Here is an 18,970-nt window from a genome sequence, read left to right as displayed (position 1 = left end):
ATCAGCGGGTCTCCGTCCCGGCGCGGGTGTCGGCGAGGAACGTGTCGTTCAGGGCCACCGGGTCCATGGCGCCGACTCCGGTTCGCGGGACGTCGGCCTCGGGGGACGTCAGCGCCAGGAACGCGTCGTCCAGGGACGCCGGCGTGACCTCCAGGCCGCGGATCGCGTTCCGCGCAGCCAGGGCGATCACCGTCGCGTCCGAGTCGTCAGTGCGCAACAGGGCGCGGTCGCCGCGGACTTCGAGGGACCGTACGCCGGGCAGCAGGGCCAGGTCCTCGGTGGCGCGGCCGGCCAGGTCGAAGGAGACGAGGCTGCCGCCGGCCGCCCGCTTGAGCTGCTCGCCGGTGCCGTCCGCGACGATCCGGCCGCGGTCGATGACGACGATCCGGTCGGCGTGCGCGTCCGCCTCCTCCAGGTAGTGCGTGGAGAACAGGACGGTGTGCCCGCGCCGGGCGAAGGCCCGCATCGACTGCCAGAACGCGTGCCGCGCCTCCACATCCAGGGCGGCCGTCGGCTCGTCGAGGACGATCAGCGACGGGTTTCCCGCCAGCGCTACGGCGAACCGCACCCGCTGTGTCTGCCCGCCCGACAGCCGGTCCACCCGCCGCCCGGCCAGGTCGCCGATACCGGCCAGCTCCAGGGCCCGCGCGACGGGCATCGGCGACGGATAGCGCCGGGCGACGAAGGCGACCAGCTCGCCGACGGTGACCCGGGGCACCGCCCGCGCCTCCTGGAGCATGGCTCCGACCAGGCCGTTGCGTACCGCCAACTCGGGTGCGGCGCCGAAGAGTTCGACCGTGCCGGCGTCGGGCGCGTTCAGCCCGAGCAGCAGGGATATCGTCGTCGACTTGCCCGCGCCGTTGCGGCCGAGCAGCGCGACCGTCTCGCCGCGCCCGATCTCCAGGTCCACCCCGTCCACGGCCCGCACCGCGCCGAAGCTCTTGACCGCCCCCACGAAGGACACGGCACGCTCTGTCCGGTCTGCAGTCCCACTGACCGCCCGGCCCGCCGAACCGCCGACCGCCTGGCCCGCCGAACCGCCGACCGCCCGGCGTGCCGAACCGCCAGCCGCCGCGCCCGCCGTCTCGCCTGCCACTCGTTCCGCAGTCCCGTCTGCCGCCCGGCCCGCCGAACCACGTGCCGCCCGGCCCGCCGCCCCACCTGTCTGTGTCATGGCTACGACGCTACGGATCCGCACCCCTCGCCCGGCAGATGCGCATGTACGGACTCGGGCAGGACAAATGTCACGGGCGTCGGTGCGGACGCCGGAGCCGACACCGACCTGACGCACCGTCAGGAGCCTTCACAAGTGCGGGGCGCTCGGCTATACAGAAGGGCGCCGGACTGGAACGCGTTCTAGGTCGGCCCGTGACGACCTCGGTGCGGCCGACGGTGCGGACGGCCGCACCGGGGTCTCTCGCCACCATGACGCACGCCGCCGCCACCGACGTTCGCCGCCACCGAACAGGAGTCCCATGCCGATCGACGCCGCCAGGGCACTCGCCGCCGAACCCCGCTCGGGAGAGATCTCCTGGAACACCAAGGACGTCCAGCTCTACCACCTCGGCCTCGGCGCGGGCACCCCCGCGACCGACCCCGACGAGCTGCGCTACACCCTGGAGTCCCGGCTGCACGTCCTGCCGAGCTTCGCCACCGTCGCGGGCAACGGCTCGCCCGGCGTCATCAGCGGCCTGTCCATGCCCGGCGTCGAGGTCGACCTCGCCCGCGTCCTGCACGGCGGCCAGTCCCTGCGCCTGCACCGCCCGATCCCGGCCCGGGGCACCGCGACCAGCACCAGTCACATCGCCGCCGTGTACGACAAGGGCAAGGCGGCCGTCCTCGTCATGCGTACCGAAGTCGCCGACGCCGACGGCCTGTTGTGGACCAACGACGCGCAGATCTTCGTACGGGGAGAGGGCGGCTGGGGCGGCGACCGCGGCCCCTCCACCCGCCTGGAGGCCCCAACGGGCGAGCCCTACAAGGTGGTTGAGCGTGCCATCCGCGAGGACCAGGCCCTCCTCTACCGCCTCTCCGGCGACTGGAACCCACTGCACGCCGACCCCGAGTTCGCCAAGCTCGCCGGGTTCGACCGGCCCATCCTGCACGGGCTGTGCACCTACGGCATGACGCTGAAGGCGGTCGTCGACACGCTGCTCGGCGGCGATGTGAGCCGGGTGCGCGCGTACGACACACGGTTCGCCGGAGTGGTGTTCCCCGGCGAGACGCTGCGCATCCGCATGTGGCGGCAGGGCGACACCGGCGCCGGGTCCGTGCGGGTCGCGGTGAGCGCCGTGGAACGGGACGACGCGCCCGTCCTCGCCGACACGACCGTCGAACACTCCTGACCCCGAATGACCGCCGAACACTCTTGAGCCAGGCCCGAGTTGAGGGGAGCCGCATCATGCTCGCAGCCGTACTGCACGAGATAGGCCAGGACAAACTGGAGGTCCTCGACGACGTCGAGGCCGTGGGATTCGGGCCCGGCCGGGTCAGGATCCGGGTGCGCGCCACGGGGCTGTGCCACTCGGACCTGTCCGCGATGGCCGGCGTACTGCCACAGCCCGCGCCCTTCGTACCCGGACACGAGGGCGCCGGCGAGATCCTCGAAGTCGGCGAGGGCGTAAGCCACTTGAAGCCCGGTGACCGGGTCGTCGTCTGCTGGCTGCCGGCCTGCGGGGTGTGTCCCGCCTGCAAGCGCGGCCAGACCCAGCTGTGCCTGGCCGGGTTCATGAACGCGGGCACCCCCAACTTCAAGCGCCCCAGCGGCGATGTGTTCGGCTTCGCGGGCACCGGCACCTTCGCCGAGGAGGTCGTCGTCGACGCGGGCTGCGCCGTCCCGATCCCGGACGACGTGCCCTTCGACATCGCCGCCCTCATCGGCTGCGGGGTCACCACCGGACTCGGCGCCGCCCTCAACACCGCTGACGTGGAAGCCGGTTCGTCGGTCGCCGTGATCGGCTGCGGAGGCGTCGGCATCTCCGCGATCCAGGGTGCCCGGCTCAAGGGCGCCGCCGAGATCGTCGCCGTCGACCCGGTCGCCTCCCGCCGCGAGGCCGCCCTCAAGTTCGGCGCCACGAGGGCGATTTCACCGGACGAGCTGCCCGACGCCAAGCAACAGGTCACCGGCGGCGAGGGGTTCGACTACGTCTTCGAGGTCGTCGGCCGCTCCGCCACCGCCCGCACCGCCTACGAGAACACCCGGCGCGGCGGCACCCTCGTCGTCGTCGGCGCGGGCGCCCTCGACGACTATCTCCAACTCAGCATGTTCGAGCTGTTCTTCGACGAGAAGCGCATCCTGCCCTCGATGTACGGCGGCGGAGACGTGCTGCGTTCCTACGAGCGCACGATCGCCCTGTGGCGGGCGGGTCGCGTCGACCTGGAGAGCCTGATCACCCACCGGGTGCCGCTGGCCGACATCAACGAGGCCCTCGACCAGATGCGCCAGGGGACGGCCCTGCGCACGTGCATCGAGATCTGAGGGCGCCTCTTCTACTGAAAGGACCTTGATGTCACTGCCACTTGAGGGCCTCTCCGCGATCGTCACCGGCGCCGGACGCGGCCTCGGCCGGGCCGAGGCGCTGGAACTCGGCCGGCTCGGCGCGGCCGTCGTCGTCAACGACTACGGGCAGCCGGGCCGGGACGGTTCGGGGGCGGCGTCCGCCGGTCCCGCCGAAGAGGTCGCCGCCGAGATCCGCGCGGCGGGCGGCCGGGCCACCGCCCACACCGGGGACGTGGCCGACTTCCAACAGGCCGCCGAACTGGTCGAGTTGGCGATCGCCGAGTTCGGCAGACTCGACATCCTCGTCAACAACGCGGGCATCCTGCGCGACCGCATGGTCTTCTCCATGACGGAGGGCGAGTGGGACGCGGTGATCCGGGTCCACCTCAAGGGCCACTTCAACACGACCCACTTCGCGGCCCGGCACTGGCGCGAGCGGTCCAAGGCGAGCGGCGCACCGGTGTACGGGCGGATCGTGAACACCTCCTCCGAGGCGTATCTCGCAGGCTCGGCGGGACAGCCCAACTACGCTGCCGCGAAAGGCGGAATCGTCGGCCTGACCACCTCCACGGCCCTCGCCCTCGCCAAGTACGGCGTGACCGCGAACGCCATCTGCCCCCGTGCCCGCACCCGGATGACCGAGGACGTCTTCGCCGGGTTCGGGGAGAGCGGCGACGGCCTCGACCCCCTCGCGCCCGAGCATGTCGCCCCGCTCGTCGGCTACTTGGCCTCACCCGCCGCCGAACGCATCAACGGACAGCTCCTCGTCGTCCACGGCGGCATGGTCGCGATCGTCGAACGCCCGCACGTGCAGGCCAAGTTCGACAGCAAGCAGGACATCTTCAGCTACGACGAGCTGGACGCCGTACTCACTCCGCACTACGCGGAGCGACCGCCGGGGGAGACGTTCGCGGCGGCCGAGGTGCTGGGACTCAAGCGGGAGCCGGGCACGGCATAGGGAACGCGGCGGCCCCGCCCGTCCGGAGACGAGCGGGGCCGTGTCGTGCGAGGTGGTGCAGGGCGCCTGACGTGTCGTCAGACAGCCGCGTACTTCGACTGCGTGGACTGCTCGGACGGCTTGCGGTGTCGGCCGTGGGCGGCCGCATCGCCGTCCTGCACCGAGACCGGGCCCCGGTGCTTGCCGTGGCCGGAGGCGTCGTGTGTGTCGGCAGACATGGTCTGCGCGGTGTTCGAGTCGTTCATCGGAAAGTTCACCCCGTTGCAACATGATCCTTCATACAGCCCGGCGATCTTATCCAGGCGTTCCCGGGGTGAAGCGAGGCGGATTGCCGTCCGGAACGACTTCGTTACCGAGCCGCACCACTTTGTTACCCGACGGCCACCCGGCCTTTCAACGGAGCCTCCCGCAAGGGCACCGGACGCGGTGCGACCGGCACCGGAGGATCCGGTTCCGACGGCTCGGGCGCGGCCTCCCCAGGCGCGCCCACCGTCCCGTCCCGAACCGGATCCTCCGGGCGTGTTTCCCCCGTACCCCCCGTAGCCGCAGGGGCCCCCACCCCCGGGCTTCCCGCGTCCCCCGTTCCCCCCGCCCCCCTGGGCACCGCGAACCGCGCCACACCGCACGGCACTTCCCGTGTGGCGTAGGGCAGTCGCAGCACCCCGTCCTCGGTCCACAGCCCGGCGCCCGCCAACCACCCCTCGGGCGCCGGGAGTTGGAGCAACTGCCGCTCGGCGGGCCGCCATACGGCGAACCAGGTGCCGGCCGGCCCGTCGACGCGTAGCGCGACCCCGCAGTTCTCCGGCATCAGCACCTGCCCCGGCTGGATCGCGAACGGCGTCACCGTGCAGTCCGGCAGCCGCAGGCACTCCGGGAACCGCACCGGCAGCGTGGAGCCGACGACCCCCCAGCCCAGCCGGTCCCCCCGGCCCGGCGACGGCGCGTCCGAGCTGATGAGGAGCAGCCCGCTGTCGGGATCGGCCGCGAGCAGCCGGTCGTCGCTGTCCGCGGCGATCTGCAGCAGCGGCGACACCTCCCCGTCCCGCTCCAGGTCGACCACGATCGCCTTGGTCCGCCCGCCGACCTCCCGGTCCAGGGCCAGCATCCGCCCCGCCCGGTCCAGCCAGACCCCGCCCGAACACCGCCCCGGGACCATCGCGAGATGCTCCGGCCCAAAGGCCCCGCCCGCCACCAGCCACACGGCGGTCGAGCGCCGGCCCACGGCGAGGGCGTACGCCTTCTCGCCCCCCGGCGCGGGCGGCAGCAGCCGCAGCCGGGTGTCCGGGTCCGGGCACTCGACCGCGCCGAGCAGCAGCTCACCGGTGCCCGGGCCGGTCGGGTAGAGCAGCGAGAACGCGTGCCGCCCGTCGACCAGCCGCCGGATGAGCACCCGCCCGTCGCCCATCGGCTGGACCTCGGTGCCGGGCTCCTCCGGCTGGTTGCCGGGCAGCGGCACGGCGTACGGCTCGGGGCCGTCCAGCGTCCACCGCTCCGGGAACAGACAGTCGCCGGCCGGCGCGAGGCGGGCGGCGTACGCCCCGTCCGCGGTGATCGCACACGCGGTGCCACCGTTCCGCGGGTCCCCGCGCTCGTCCCCGCATTCGTCCCCGTCCTCGTCCGCCGCCGTGGGCTCGATCGCACAGGCCGTCATGGTTCGGTCACCTCCGGCCACGAAACTAGTTTTCGCACGTACGGACGTGGGACCGATGAGCAGCCGCTTCACCAATAAGGGTGGCCAAGTAACGATTCGCCTGAGGAAACCGGGGCGGGTGTGCTGAACGGGGCCGTAGGCCCGCATACGGCGGCTTCAGCGGTTCAGCCGCACAGTGCGGCCAGGTAGCCTTTCCCCGTGCCCCGTCAGTCCGTACCCCGCCTGTCCGAAGTCATCGCCGCGCTGGAGAACCTGTGGCCCGCCGAGCGGGCCGAGTCCTGGGACGCGGTCGGCACCGTCGTGGGCGACCCGGACCAGGACGTCACCCGCGTGCTGTTCGCCGTGGACCCGGTCCAGGAGATCGTCGACGAGGCCGTGAAGCTGGGCGCCGACCTGCTGGTCACCCACCACCCCCTTTACCTGCGCGGTACGACCACGGTCGCGGCCTCCACCTTCAAGGGCCGCGTGGTGCACACCCTGATCAAGCACGACATCGCGCTGCACGTCGCCCACACCAACGCCGACCGCGCCGACCCGGGAGTCTCCGACGCCCTCGCGGGCGCGCTGGACCTCAGGGTCGTGGGACCGCTCGTACCGGACCCGACCGATCCGGAAGGCCGCCGGGGCCTGGGCCGGATCTGCGAGCTGGACCACCCCCTGACCGTCCGCGACCTCGCGGCCCGCGCCGCCGAGCGCCTGCCCGCCACGGCGCAGGGCATCCGCGTCGCGGGCGACCCCGACGCCCTGGTCCACCGGGTCGCGGTGAGCGGAGGCTCCGGCGACAGCCTCTTCGACGACGTACGAGCGGCGGGCGTGGACGCCTTCCTCACCGCGGACCTTCGCCACCACCCGGTGTCCGAGGTCCGCGCCCAAAACTCTCAGACCTCTCAGCACCCTCTCGCGCTGCTCGACGCGGCGCACTGGGCCACCGAGTGGCCCTGGTGCGAGCTGGCCGCCGCCCAGCTCGACGAGATCTCCGACCGCGAGGGATGGGACCTCAGGGTCCACGTCTCCAAGACGGTCACCGACCCCTGGACCGCCCACGCGGCGTCCACCACCACACCAGACTCAATGGGAGCCCCCAACTGAACGCCGCGCCCGCCGACCAGATCCGACTTCTCGACGTCCAGGCCCTCGATGTACGCCTCTCGCAGCTCGCGCACAAGCGCAACTCCCTGCCCGAGCACGCCGAGATCGACTCGCTGACCAAGGACCTCACCCAGCTGCGCGACCTGCTCGTGGCCGTGCAGACCGAGGAGAGCGACTGCGCCCGTGAGCAGACCAAGGCCGAGCAGGACGTGGACCAGGTGCGTCAGCGCGCCACCCGCGACCAGCAGCGCCTCGACTCCGGCGCCGTCACCTCGCCCAAGGACCTGGAGAACCTCCAGCGCGAGATCGTCTCCCTCGCCAAGCGCCAGGGCGACCTGGAGGACATCGTCCTCGAAGTCATGGAACGCCGTGAGTCCGCGCAGGAGCGCACCGCCGAACTGACCGAGCGGGTCGGTTCCGTGCAGGGCAGGATCGACGACGCGACCGCCCGCCGCGAGGCCGCCTACGAGACCCTCGACGCCGACGAGGCCACGGCCGAGAAGGAGCGCGAGATCGTCTCGGCCACCATCCCCGCGGACCTCCTCAAGCTCTACGACAAGCTCCGCCAGCAGCAGGGCGGCATCGGCGCGGCCAAGCTGTACCAGCGCACTTGCCAGGGCTGCCGTCAGGAGCTCGCCATCACCGACTTCAACGAGGTCCGCGCGGCGGCCCCCGACACGGTGGTCCGCTGCGAGAACTGCCGCCGCATCCTGGTGCGCACGTCCGAGTCCGGTCTGTAAGCGAGCAAGGAGTCCTGGGCGTGCGGGAGTTCATCGTCGAGGCCGACGGCGGTTCCCGGGGAAACCCGGGTCCTGCGGGCTACGGCAGCGTGGTCATCGACGCGACGACGGGGGAGACCCTGGCGGAGGCGGCCGAGTACATCGGCATCGCCACGAACAACGTCGCCGAGTACCGGGGCCTGGTGGCCGGCCTCCGCACGGCCCACGCGTTGGACCCGTCCGCCCGCATCCACGTCCGCATGGACTCCAAGCTGGTCGTTGAGCAGATGTCGGGCCGCTGGAAGATCAAACACCCCGACATGAAGCCGCTGGCGGCAGAGGCGGGCGGGGTGTTCCCGGCGGACCAGGTGACGTACGAGTGGATCCCGAGGGCCCAGAACAAGCACGCGGACCGCTTGGCCAACGAGGCGATGGATGCGGGGAAGCGCGGCGAGCAGTGGTCGGCGGCGAGTTCGACGGCGGAGTTGGACGTACGGGCGCAGCGGTCCGGGTCGCCTGACCCGGCGGGGCCGCCCGGGGACGCGACGGCGGGCGCGGCGAGTGCCAGGGCGGCACTCGCAGACTCCGGCTCAGACGCGCTCCCCAAGGGCCGCGGCCGCGACCGGCTTTCCAGCGCAGGCCCAGGCGAGACACCTGAGGGGCGCGGGGCTGTGACATCTGCGGCTCCGCCGCGCGGGCACGACCAGCCCCCACTGGCCGCCGCTGTGACGACAACCGACAAAACCACCGCCGACACCCGCGCCGCCCGCAACGTGGCGACCCCCAGCGCCGGTTGGGCCCCCGCAGACATGGGCGCCCCGGCAACCTTCGTCCTCCTGCGCCACGGCGAAACCCCCCTGACCCCCCAGAAGCGTTTCTCAGGCAGCGGCGGCACCAACCCCTCCCTCTCACCCGTAGGCCAGGACCAAGCCACCCGAGCGGCAACGGCGTTGGCAGCCCGAGGCACGATCCAGCACATCATCGCGTCCCCCCTCACCCGCACCAGGGAAACCGCCGCAGCCGTAGCAGACCGCCTCGGCCTGGACGTGACGATCGAAGAGGGCCTGCGCGAAACGGACTTCGGCGCCTGGGAGGGCCTCACCTTTGGTGAGGTACGTGAGCGATACCCCGAAGACCTGACCACCTGGTTGGCCGACCCCACGGCCCAACCGACCGGCGGCGGCGAGAGTTTCGCGGACACGGCAACCCGCATCGCCGCCACCCGGGACAAGCTGACCGCGGCCTACGCGGGCCGCACCGTCCTGCTCGTCACCCACGTCACCCCGATCAAGACGTTCGTCCAACTCGCCCTGGGCGCCCCGCCGGAGTCCCTGTTCCGCATGGAACTCTCGGCCGCCTCGATCTCCGCGGTGGCGTACTACGCCGACGGCAACGCGAGCGTACGACTCTTCAACGACACGTCCCACCTACGCTGAGCGCCGCCGCCTCCCGGGCCAGCACCTCGATCCGCCCCCAGTCCCGCGCGGCCACCGCATCCGCCGGGATCATCCAACTCCCGCCCACACACCCGACGTTGGGCAACGCCAGGTAGTCGGGCGCGGAGTTGAGCCCTATCCCCCCGGTGGGACAGAACCGAGCCTGTGGCAACGGCCCCGCCAGCGCCTTGAGATACGCCGTACCGCCCGAGGCCTGGGCCGGGAAGAACTTCATCTCCCGCACCCCGCGCTCCAGCAGCGCGACCACCTCGGACGTGGTCGACACCCCCGGCAGAAATGGCACCCCGGACCCCTGCATCGCCTCCAGTAGCAGCTCGGTCCACCCGGGACTCACCAGGAACCGCGCCCCCGCCCCCACGCACTCCTTCGCCTGCCCCGGAGTCAGCACGGTCCCCGCCCCCACCACGGCCCCCGGCACCTCACCCGCGATAACCCGCAAGGACTCCAGCGCGACCGGCGTCCGCAACGTCACCTCGATCGCCGGCAACCCACCCGCCACCAGCGCCCGCGCGAGCGGCACCGCGTCGGCGACGTCCTCGATGACGACGACGGGCAGCACGGGAGCGAGATCGAGCAGGGCCGAGGAAGACGGCAGCGCGGAAGACGGCGGCGAGGAAGGCATGGCCTCATCCTGCCGAGGTGATGCAGTGTGCGCAAAGGTCATTGCGCACACTGCAACGCATGCTTGATGGGCCGCTCAGTGACCCTCGAAAACCCTTAGTGGATCTCGTCCACCAACACATCCAGCGCCCAGGCCCGCCCCGCCTGCGAAGGCGCCTCGGCCTCCACCTCGTACCCCAGGTCCCGCAACGCCTCCACCAGCTCACCCGGCGTCCCCGGCGCCCCCGCCGAGGCCAACAGACTCCGCACGATCCGCCCCTTCGTCGCCTTGTTGAAGTGGCTGACGACCTTCCGCGTCGGCGCGTGCAGCACCCGCACGGTCGCCGTCCGCCCCGCGACCTCACCCTTCGGCTTCCACGCCGCCGCATACGCCGAGGACCGCAGGTCAAGGACGAGCCCGTCCCCGGCGACCTCCGGCAGCACGGCCGCCATCGGGGCCCGCCAGTGCGCGCCCAGCGCGCCGAGCCCGGGCAGCCGTACCCCCATCGAGCAGCGGTACGACGGAATCCGGTCCGTCACCCGCACCGCGCCCCACAGCCCGGAGAACACGAGCAGCGAGCGCGCGGCCCGCTTCTTCGCGGCGGGTTCGAGCGAGGCCAGGTCGAGGGCGTCGTAGAGGACACCGGTGTAGATCTCCCCGGCGGGTCGCGCGCCGGCTGTCCGCAGGTCGACGTTCTTCGCGATCTCGCCGCGCAGTCCCTCGCTGAGCCCGAGGACCTCGCGGGCCTTGTCCTCGTCGGCGGCGCACAGGTCGACGAGTTCGTCGAGTACGGCGGCGCGGGCGTCGGCGAGTCCCGGGAGTGAGAGCGATTCCGGCTTGAGGGGGGCACCGCGGCCGGAGGCGGCCTTGCCTTCGGACGGCGGCAGCAGGACGAGCACGGCGGGTTTCTCCTTAGGGGACTTCTGGGGAGCTTCTGGCTTACATGGGGGGCCTGCGCCAGCGTAAAGGGTGCGGGCCTGCGGATTGTGCCTACGCTCGTGTCATGCCCAGCCGCCGTATCCGGGTGACCGGCACCCCCGAAGCCCCGCTCCGCGCCGCTCTCACCGCGCTCCGCACCGAACTCGGCGTACCCGAGAGCTTCCCGCCGGAGGTACTGGCCGAGGCGGAACGCGCTGCGAAGGCACCGGCCCCGCCCGCCGAGGACGCGACCGACATCCCCTTCTTCACCATCGACCCGCCCACGTCCATGGACCTGGACCAGGCGATGCACCTGTCCCGTAGGGGGAGCGGTTTCCGGGTCCGGTACGCCATCGCCGACGTCGCCGCCTTCGTGGCCCCCGGTGGCGCCCTGGACGCGGAGGCCCACCGGCGCGTGACCACCCTCTACTTTCCCGACGAGAAGACCCCGCTGCACCCGCCCCTGCTGAGCGAGGGCGCCGCGAGCCTGTTGCCGGACGTGACCCGGCCGGCGGTGCTGTGGACGATCGACCTGGACGCGGACGGCCGTACGTCCGCCGTCGACGTCCGTCGCGCGCTCGTCCGCAGCCGGGCCAAACTCGACTACGCGACCGCGCAGCAGCGCATCGACACGGGCACGGCGGAGGAACCGCTCGCGCTGCTGAAGGACATCGGCGAGGCGCGCGAACGCCTGGAGGTCGAGCGCGGCGGCATCTCCCTCAACGTGCCCGAGCAGGAGATCGTCGAGCGCGACCACACCTACGAACTCGCCTACCGCGCCCCGCTCCCCGCCGACGGCTGGAACGCCCAGATCTCCCTCCTCACCGGCATGGCCGCCGCCGACCTGATGCTCACGCACGGCACCGGCGTCCTGCGCACCCTGCCGACCGCCCCGGACGGCGCGGTCGGCCGCCTGCACCGCACCGCGCACGCCCTGCACATCGACTGGCCGCACCACATGTCGTACGCCGAACTCATCCGCTCCCTCGACCCGCACCTCCCGCACCACGCGGCCTTCCTCCAGGAGTGCACGACCCTGCTGCGCGGCGCCGGCTACACGGTCTTCCGCGACGGCAACCTCCCGCCCGTCACCACCCACGCGGCGGTCGCCGCCCCCTACACCCACTGCACAGCGCCCCTACGGCGGCTGGTCGACCGCTACGCCTCCGAACTCTGCCTCGCCCCCGGCAACCCACCCGCCTGGGTCCTGGCCGGCCTCGACGCCCTCCCCAAACAGATGGCCGACGGCAACCGCCTCGCGGGCACCGTCGAGCGCGAGTGCGTCGACATCGTCGAGGCGGCCCTGCTCAAGAACCGCGTCGGCGACCTCTTCGACGGCTATGTGGTGGACGTCGAGGAACGCCAACCCACCGTGGGAAAGGTGCAGTTGGACACCCCGGCCGTCGTCGCCCGCCTCGAAGGCGGCACGACTCCGCTGCCGTTGGGGGAGCGGCTGCGGGTCCGCCTCACCCAGGCGGACCCGGGGACGTCGAAGGTACGGTTCGCGCCCGCCTGACCGCTTCCAGGCGGGCCTGAAGGGTCGCTACGACGCGATCGGCGTCGTCGGCGTGGAAGTGGACGGTGTCCACCTCCCGCCGTCGGCCGAGGAGGGTGAAGTAGGCGACGGGCTCGGTGAGTTGGAGGGTGACGGAGGTGCGGAAGCCGACGGGGAGATCGAGTTCGCCGTCGGACCGGCGCCGGGCCACCCGCAACTCACCCCGGGCGGAGGCGATATGACTCAGAGGGACGAGCAGATCGGCGCGGGTGGCCCGTCGGAGCCGTAGCCCCTGGGCGTCCAGCAGGTGCGGGCGGGCGACAGCGGCCGCGTGCAGGGCGGCCACGGACGCGACCGCGAACAGGCCCAGGACCGGCACCACTTGGTGGAGCACCGGCCAGTCCCGCAGCAGCACCGACATGGTGAGCGTCTCCAGGACGCACGCGAGCGCCGACCCGGCCACCAGGGCCCGTCGCGCCCGCGCATACCCGAACACCCGCCCGCCGCCTGCCCAGTTGGTCCTCATGGGTTCAGTGCAAATGCTGACGTCGCGGCAGTGTCAAGCGCCAAGCGGCGCGCCGAACCACAGCCGCAGGGCCTCCGAGGGGTCGTCCTCGGTGCCGTCCGTGTCCGACGCCCACGCGGTGAACCCGTCCGGCCGCACCAACAGCCCCGCGAGTTCCGGGTGTTGGGGGCAGCTGGTGGTGAGGACGTCCACCAGACCCTCGTAACCGGCCGCGCGGGCCCGGAGTTTGGGGTCGTCGGCGAGGTCGAGGAGGACGGCGCGGCCGGTGTGGAGGTGGTCGCCGAGGCGGGTGCCGTCGGCGAGTTCGAGGTCGGGGGCGCTGCGGCCGGTCAGCGGGTGGTCGCCGGGGAGGTCGTAGCGCTGCCAGGCGCCGGAGATCCGCTTGACGAAGTACGTCGTCCCGTCGGCCGTCCCCGCGAGGTCGCCGACGATCCCGCGCAGGGCACGGGCGTGCGCGTCGGGCCGCATGATCGCGATCTGGGCGCGCGTCCAGTCCAGCACCCAGGCGCCGATCGGATGCCGTTCCGCGGTGTAGGTGTCCAGCAGGTCGGCCGGGGCCCGGCCGCTCACCACCAGGGCGAGCTTCCAGCCGAGGTTCATCGCGTCGCCGACACCGAGGTTGAGTCCCTGTCCGCCGAACGGCGAGTGCACATGCGCCGCGTCGCCCGCGAGCAGTACCCGGCCCGAGCGATAGGTGTCCGCCTGACGGCAGTTGTCGGTGAACCGGGTCGCCGTGTGCAGCGCGTGCACGGTGACGTCGACTCCGGTCACGCGGCGCACGCTGGCCTGCAACTCCTCGGTGGTGACCGGGGATTGGCGGTCGGCGGGCGGCCCGTCGAACTCGATGGAGACCATCCGTCCCGGCATCGGGCCGTAGGTGTACATCCCCGTGCCGGTGGCGTTCCAGCCCTTGCGCAGACCTTCGGTGCCGGTCATGTCGGCGATCGCCTGGTAGCCGGTGATCTCCGGTGCGGTGCCCGGGAATGCGATCCCGGCGAGCTTGCGCACGAGGCTGCGGCCGCCGTCACAGCCGACCAGCCAGTCGGCGCGAACGGTCTGCGGCGCGGAGCCGTCCGTAGGCGCGAGGTGGACGGTCACGCCGTCCTCGTCGGCGTCGTAGCCGGTCAACTCGACCTGCCTGCGCACCTCGACGCCGAGTTCGTCGGCACGCCGGCCGAGCAGCCGCTCCAACGGGGCCTGCGGGACGAACCGGCCGACCTCGCCGGGCGGACCGACCTCCGCGAAGGCGGGGTCCGACGCGTCGAGCAGATCGGCCCGCAACGTGATCCCGGCGAAGTGCCCGGCGGACTTCGGCGGCGGAGCGGCCCCGTCTCCACTGCTCTGCGTCCGCAGGAACTCCTTCATGCCGTTCGCCGTCTCGACCTGCACCTCGGTCAGCGCGGGCAGCAGCCCCCGCCGGTAGAGGGAGACGGCGGTGAGGGTGTTGATCCCGCCCGCCTTGACGGTCTCGTCCACCTCGGCCAGCCGCTCCGCGACCAGCACCCGGGCCCCGCCGAGCCGCAGCTCACAGGCGAGCAGCAGCCCGATGGGCCCGGCTCCGGCGATGACGACGTCGTAGTTCGTGTCAGTGTCCATGCCTTAAGTGTAGTCACTAAAAAATTATGTTGGCTACACTGTTCTCGTGAGTGAGAGCGTGAGCGAGAGCAAGGACGCGGCCGAGCTGCCGCTGAGAGAGCGCAAGAAGCGGGCGACACGGCAACGCATCTCGAACGTCGCCTCGGCGCTGTTCCGGGAGCGCGGCTTCGACCAGGTGTCGGTGGCGGAGGTCGCGCGGGCCGCCGAGGTGTCGACGATGACCGTCTTCAACTACTTCCCGCGCAAGGAGGACCTGTTCCTCGACCGCATTCCGGAGGCGGTCGAGATGTTCAGCGGGGCCGTACGCGACCGCGCCCCCGGCGAGACCCCGCTCGCCGCGCTCCGCCGCCTCGCCCTCGAACTCCTCGACCGGCGCCACCCGTTGGCCGGCCCCGACAGCGGATTCCCGGACTTCTGGGAGGTCGTGGCCGACTCGCCCGCCCTGCGCGCCCGGGGCCGCGAGGCCCTGGAGGAGATGGAGAACGCCCTGACCACCGCCCTCACCGAGACCGCCCCGGACACCCCCGACCCCGCCCTGACCGCCGCCCTGACCGTCGCCGCGTACCGCACGGTCTACGTCACCACCGCGCGCCGCGTCTTCGCGGGAGAGGGCGCGGAAGGACTCGTAGCAGACCATCGGGCACGGATCTGCGCGGCCTTCGACGCGTTGGAACGGGCGCTCACCCCGGCATGACACGCGGCCCCGGTGCGTTGCACCCTGTGGAGGGAAGGGGGTGCGGCCGGTGAGCGCACGTGAGCAGGCACTGTGGACGAGGGCGAGACTGGGCCGCTGCGGCCCGCCACTCGACCTCCTGACGGCCCGCTTCGACCGGCACGTCTACGCCCCGCACGCGCACGAGGAGTTCACGATCGGCGTCTGCGTCGGCGGCTCGGAACTCATTGACTACCGCGGCGGCCGCGTCCGTGCGACCCCGGGCTCCATCGTCGTACTGGCCCCCGGCGAAATGCACACGGGCGGCCCGGGCAGCGCCACCGACGGCTACGCCTACCGAGCCCTCTACGCCGACCCGGCACTCCTGACGGACGGCATCCTCGGCGCGGCTCTCCCGCACTTCCGCGAGCCGCTCCTCGACGACGCCGAACTGGCCGTAGCACTGCGCGTGGCGCACACCCAACTCAGCGCCTGCCCGGACCCGTTGGAGGCGGAGTCCCGCCTCCCGTGGCTGCTGACGGCCCTCGCCCGCCGTCACTCCACATCGTGCCCAGCGCCGGACGAGATCCCGGGCGCGGCGTGGGTGGCCCACGCGGTAAGGGACCGTCTGGCGGACGAACTACTCACCCCACCGTCGCTTTCGTCCCTGGCGGCGGACTTCGGCCTGTCCCGCTACCAACTGCTCCGCGCCTTCCGTACGACGATGGGGATACCGCCGTACGCCTGGCTCGCCCAGTACCGGGTGACCCGGGCGCGGGGTCTGCTGGAGGCGGGCGGGCGGCCCGCCGAGGTGGCGGCGCAGGTGGGCTTCGCGGACCAGGCGCATCTGACACGGTGGTTCCGGCGGGTGCTGGGGGTGACGCCTGCGGCGTACCGCAACAGCGTTCAAGACCGCGGGCGCTGACCGGTCCGACACTCGCCCTATGACTGCACGCGGCTGGATCCTGTTCTCCCTGATGGGAGTGGTGTGGGGCATCCCCTACCTGATGATCAAGGTGGCGGTGGACGCCCCGCTGTCCCCGTCCATGGTCGTCTTCACCCGCTGCGCCCTGGGCGCCGTACTCCTGCTGCCTTTCGCGCTACGACAAGGCGGCCTGGCCGGGACGGTCCGCGCGCACTGGCGCCCGATGCTGGCCTTCGCGTGCATCGAGATCATCGGCCCGTGGTTCACGCTGACGGACGCGGAACGGCACCTGTCCAGCTCTACGGCGGGGCTGCTGATCGCGGGCGTACCGATCGTGGGCGTGGTGACGGCGAGGTTCTTCGGGGACGCGGAGCGACTGGGCGCCCGGCGTGTGGCCGGTCTCGCGCTGGGCCTGGCCGGGGTCACGGTCCTCACGGTCCCGCACCTGACGGGCGGCGACGCGCGCTCGCTGGCGGAGGTGCTGCTGACGGTGCTGGGCTATGCGACGGCGCCGCTGATAGCGGCCCGCTACCTGAAGGACGTCCCGACGCTCCAACTGACCGCCCCGTGCCTGGCGTTGGCGGCGATCGTCTACGCCCCCGCGGCGGCGGTGACGTGGCCGTCCTCGGTCCCGTCCCCCCAGGTCCTGGCGTCCCTCGCCGGCCTGGGCGTGATCTGCACGGCGGTGGCGTTCGTGGCCTTCCTGGAACTGATCAAGGAGGTCGGCCCGACCCGTTCGACGGTGATCACGTACGTCAACCCGGCGGTGGCGGTGGCGGCGGGCGCGCTGTTCCTCGGGGAGAGCCTGACGGTGGGCATCGCGGTGGCCTTCACGCTGATCCTGGCGGGGTCGGTGCTGGCGACGGCGGGAGCGTCGGGGGGATCGTCGGGGTCGGGCGAATCGGTGAGGTCGGCGGTTTCGGGAGGGTCGACGGGATCGGCGGTACCGGAAGGATCGGTGGGATTGGGTGAACCGGTGGGGCCGTAAGGGTCGGCGGGGCTGGTCGACCGGTGGGGCCGGCAGTATCGGGTGACGGTCGAGGGGCCGGTGCCCGCCCGGTAGCATGGTCGACACGGCAGACGAGCCGGGCGGACGGCCGCGTGGAGTGCCCCTAGGGGTACTTCCCGAGGAACGTCCGGGCTCCACAGGGCAGGGTGATGGCTAACGGCCACCCGGGGTGACCCGCGGGACAGTGCCACAGAAAACAGACCGCCCGGCGCTTCGGCGCCGGGTAAGGGTGAAACGGTGGTGTAAGAGACCACCAGCGTCTGAGGCGACTCAGGCGGCTAGGTAAACCCCACCCGGAGCAAGGTCAAAAGGAGCGCCGCCGTAAAAAGCGCGCTCTGCGCGGACGTTCGAGGGCTGCCCGCCCGAGTCCGCGGGTAGACCGCACGAGGCCGGTGGCAACACCGGTCCTAGATGGATGGCCGTCGCCGGGAGGATCGTGAGGTCCTTCCGGACACAGAACCCGGCGTACAGCCCGACTCGTCTGCCGCCAGGGACCCTATGGCCAGGGAAATTGCTGGTCAGGGGCCCTTTTTCCGTAAGTCGAAGGGCTTCATCAGGCCCCGGTCCGTACCGGTCCAAACCGGTACGCGCGGCTGTGAACGTAGCCACGAAGGTAGCCACCCACGCGGCCACTCGGCCTGATCAGTGGGCTGCGGTCAGCGGTCGGAGATGCGGGTACGGCCCTGTAGTCCTAGCTCGGACATCAGGGAGCAGGCCTTGTCGAGGTGCCCGTACACAGTCCGGCGCCGAGCAGTCAGCGCCGGCCCGTCAAGATCATCGCCAAGCGGGCTGGCGCATCTGCGCCATGTCCCCGCTTCAGACGCAGATCACGATCTTTCCGCGTGTGCGTCCGCGCTCGGCGTGCGCGTGGGCGTGGGCGATCCGCTCCAGGGGGTAGGTCTGTTCGATACGGGGTGTGTAGCGGCCTTGCCGGCCCAGTTCCGCGGCCGCGGACAGGAGGGTGGAGTCGTTCTCCGCGTTGACCACATGCGTGCCCAGGCGCTGCCCGCCTGCGTGGTCGGCGACCGTCGCGACACGCGTCGGGTCGCCCGTGATCGCGACGAGGTCGTCCAGGGATCCGGAGGCCGCGGTGTCGAGCACGATGTCGACGCCGTGCGGAGCAAGAGCGGAGAGACGCTGCGCCAGGCCGGGGCCGTAGGTGATGGGAACGGCGCCGAGAGAGCTGAGGAACTCGTGGTTGCGCTCACTGGCTGTCCCGATCACGGTGGCGCCTTGTGCCACCGCAATCTCGACTGCCGTGCTGCCCACACCTCCGGCGGCGCCCTCAACGAGAAGGGTGCGCCCCGCGAGGGAGCCGAGCGCGTTCAGGCCACGCATCGCGGTCACAGACGCTAGACCGGCGCCCGCGGCCTGCTCATCGTTCCACATGTCGGGGGCGTGGGCCCAGGCCGAGAGGACGACCAGCTCTGCGGTTGCGCCGGTGACACCGCCCAGCCCGAAGACGCGGTCGCCGATGCTCACCCCCTGCACTCCGTCACCGACTTCGTCGACCACGCCGGCGGCGTCGCGCCCGGGAATGGCGGGCAGCTCCAGGGGAAGCAGCTGGCGCAGGGCGCCGGCGCGCAGCTTCCAATCGATGGGATTGACGCTGGCCGCCGCGACGCGGACACGTATTTCACCAAGTCCGGGGTGGGGCTCGGGGGCCTGCTCGATCACCAGGCTCTCCGCTCCGCCGTATTCATGGAAGCGGGCTGCACGCATAATGTCCTGCCTTGCCTTTATGGGTCGAAATGATGGTGTTCATTCGACACCCGTTACTCTGACGAGGTGCGGATCGGTGAGGTTGTCGAGCAGGCAGGCGGCCACCCGCCCCGAAAACCACGATCCTGCCCGTCGTCGGAATACCTGCCGTTG

Annotated in this window: 18 protein-coding genes and 1 other RNA gene; 11 read left to right on the top strand and 8 right to left on the bottom strand. The window is 71.9% G+C overall.

The features are described from left to right. Position 1 precedes the first annotated feature (1 nt). Positions 2-964: an ABC transporter ATP-binding protein gene (locus OG496_RS19575; protein WP_405976648.1), complete on the bottom strand. Its 963-nt coding sequence runs from the start codon at positions 962-964 to the stop codon at positions 2-4. Positions 965-1,475: 511 nt separating this feature from the next. Here OG496_RS19575 and OG496_RS19570 point away from each other — a divergent pair. The 3 genes from OG496_RS19570 to OG496_RS19560 are packed head-to-tail and all read left to right on the top strand — an operon-like array spanning position 1,476 to position 4,457. After that, a complete protein-coding gene (locus OG496_RS19570) occupies positions 1,476-2,345 on the top strand; it encodes a MaoC/PaaZ C-terminal domain-containing protein (RefSeq protein WP_405971791.1) in 870 nt (289 codons plus the stop codon). A 56-nt stretch (positions 2,346-2,401) separates the two neighbouring features. Then, positions 2,402-3,478, top strand: coding sequence for a Zn-dependent alcohol dehydrogenase (locus OG496_RS19565; protein ID WP_384159741.1), 1,077 nt, complete (start codon positions 2,402-2,404; stop codon positions 3,476-3,478). A gap of 28 nt (positions 3,479-3,506) precedes the next feature. Continuing rightward, the gene (locus OG496_RS19560) at positions 3,507-4,457 is read left to right on the top strand and encodes a 3-oxoacyl-ACP reductase (RefSeq protein ID WP_366491176.1); all 951 of its coding nucleotides are present in this window, start codon (positions 3,507-3,509) and stop codon (positions 4,455-4,457) included. A gap of 77 nt (positions 4,458-4,534) precedes the next feature. Here the strand turns inward: OG496_RS19560 and OG496_RS19555 are convergent, their stop codons facing one another. After that, positions 4,535-4,702 (bottom strand): hypothetical protein, encoded by a 168-nt coding sequence (locus tag OG496_RS19555; RefSeq protein ID WP_366491177.1) that lies wholly within the window; start codon positions 4,700-4,702, stop codon positions 4,535-4,537. A gap of 125 nt (positions 4,703-4,827) precedes the next feature. Continuing rightward, on the bottom strand, positions 4,828-6,108 hold the full coding sequence (locus OG496_RS19550; RefSeq protein ID WP_405971790.1) for a hypothetical protein: 1,281 nt from the start codon (positions 6,106-6,108) through the stop codon (positions 4,828-4,830). A 198-nt stretch (positions 6,109-6,306) separates the two neighbouring features. On the opposite strand from OG496_RS19550, the gene OG496_RS19545 reads away from it, so the two are divergent. From OG496_RS19545 to OG496_RS19535, 3 genes are read left to right on the top strand one after another with little or no spacing between them, the layout of a single operon-like run. Beyond that, on the top strand, positions 6,307-7,197 hold the full coding sequence (locus tag OG496_RS19545; RefSeq protein WP_405971789.1) for a Nif3-like dinuclear metal center hexameric protein: 891 nt from the start codon (positions 6,307-6,309) through the stop codon (positions 7,195-7,197). Continuing rightward, on the top strand, positions 7,194-7,937 hold the full coding sequence (locus OG496_RS19540) for a zinc ribbon domain-containing protein (RefSeq protein WP_405976647.1): 744 nt from the start codon (positions 7,194-7,196) through the stop codon (positions 7,935-7,937). Before OG496_RS19545 ends, OG496_RS19540 begins: the two co-directional genes overlap by 4 nt. Before the next feature lie 20 nt (positions 7,938-7,957). Then, complete coding sequence (locus OG496_RS19535) at positions 7,958-9,352, top strand: bifunctional RNase H/acid phosphatase (RefSeq protein WP_405971788.1); 1,395 nt, start codon at positions 7,958-7,960, stop codon at positions 9,350-9,352. Here the strand turns inward: OG496_RS19535 and OG496_RS19530 are convergent. Beyond that, a complete protein-coding gene (locus tag OG496_RS19530; protein ID WP_405971787.1) occupies positions 9,327-9,995 on the bottom strand; it encodes a bifunctional 4-hydroxy-2-oxoglutarate aldolase/2-dehydro-3-deoxy-phosphogluconate aldolase in 669 nt (222 codons plus the stop codon). The two genes, OG496_RS19535 and OG496_RS19530, sit on opposite strands and share 26 nt — an antisense overlap. 95 nt (positions 9,996-10,090) lie before the next feature. Continuing rightward, on the bottom strand, positions 10,091-10,873 hold the full coding sequence (gene yaaA / locus OG496_RS19525; RefSeq protein WP_405971786.1) for a peroxide stress protein YaaA: 783 nt from the start codon (positions 10,871-10,873) through the stop codon (positions 10,091-10,093). A 104-nt stretch (positions 10,874-10,977) separates the two neighbouring features. Here yaaA and OG496_RS19520 point away from each other — a divergent pair, with 104 nt between their 5' ends. Continuing rightward, positions 10,978-12,408: an RNB domain-containing ribonuclease gene (locus OG496_RS19520; RefSeq protein WP_405971785.1), complete on the top strand. Its 1,431-nt coding sequence runs from the start codon at positions 10,978-10,980 to the stop codon at positions 12,406-12,408. On the opposite strand, the gene OG496_RS19515 is transcribed toward OG496_RS19520, so the two are convergent. Together OG496_RS19515 and OG496_RS19510 are read right to left on the bottom strand one after the other, a co-directional pair. After that, the gene (locus tag OG496_RS19515; protein ID WP_405971784.1) at positions 12,359-12,913 is read right to left on the bottom strand and encodes a hypothetical protein; all 555 of its coding nucleotides are present in this window, start codon (positions 12,911-12,913) and stop codon (positions 12,359-12,361) included. The two genes, OG496_RS19520 and OG496_RS19515, sit on opposite strands and share 50 nt — an antisense overlap. 33 nt (positions 12,914-12,946) lie before the next feature. After that, positions 12,947-14,509 carry an FAD-dependent monooxygenase gene (locus tag OG496_RS19510; RefSeq protein WP_405971783.1) on the bottom strand — a complete coding sequence of 521 codons (1,563 nt, stop codon included), beginning with the start codon at positions 14,507-14,509 and terminating at the stop codon, positions 12,947-12,949. Between the two features lie 46 nt (positions 14,510-14,555). Here OG496_RS19510 and OG496_RS19505 point away from each other — a divergent pair, with 46 nt between their 5' ends. From OG496_RS19505 to rnpB, 4 genes are all read left to right on the top strand, one after another. Next, the gene (locus OG496_RS19505; protein ID WP_405971782.1) at positions 14,556-15,203 is read left to right on the top strand and encodes a TetR/AcrR family transcriptional regulator; all 648 of its coding nucleotides are present in this window, start codon (positions 14,556-14,558) and stop codon (positions 15,201-15,203) included. 49 nt (positions 15,204-15,252) lie between these two features. After that, entirely contained in the window at positions 15,253-16,086 is an 834-nt protein-coding gene (locus OG496_RS19500) for a helix-turn-helix domain-containing protein (protein WP_405971781.1), read from the top strand. Positions 16,087-16,105: 19 nt separating this feature from the next. After that, complete coding sequence (locus OG496_RS19495; protein WP_405971780.1) at positions 16,106-17,074, top strand: DMT family transporter; 969 nt, start codon at positions 16,106-16,108, stop codon at positions 17,072-17,074. Between the two features lie 93 nt (positions 17,075-17,167). Continuing rightward, an RNA gene (gene rnpB / locus OG496_RS19490) (RNase P RNA component class A) lies at positions 17,168-17,579 on the top strand. Between the two features lie 332 nt (positions 17,580-17,911). On the opposite strand, the gene OG496_RS19485 is transcribed toward rnpB, so the two are convergent. Beyond that, positions 17,912-18,817 (bottom strand): NADP-dependent oxidoreductase, encoded by a 906-nt coding sequence (locus OG496_RS19485; protein ID WP_405971779.1) that lies wholly within the window; start codon positions 18,815-18,817, stop codon positions 17,912-17,914. Positions 18,818-18,970: the final 153 nt, after the last annotated feature.

Origin of the sequence: Streptomyces sp. NBC_00988 (assembly GCF_045162645.1) — a bacterium.
GTDB lineage: Bacteria > Actinomycetota > Actinomycetes > Streptomycetales > Streptomycetaceae > Streptomyces.
The sequence above is the reverse complement of the archived record's forward strand: the minus strand, read 5'-3'. Positions and strand labels throughout refer to the sequence as shown.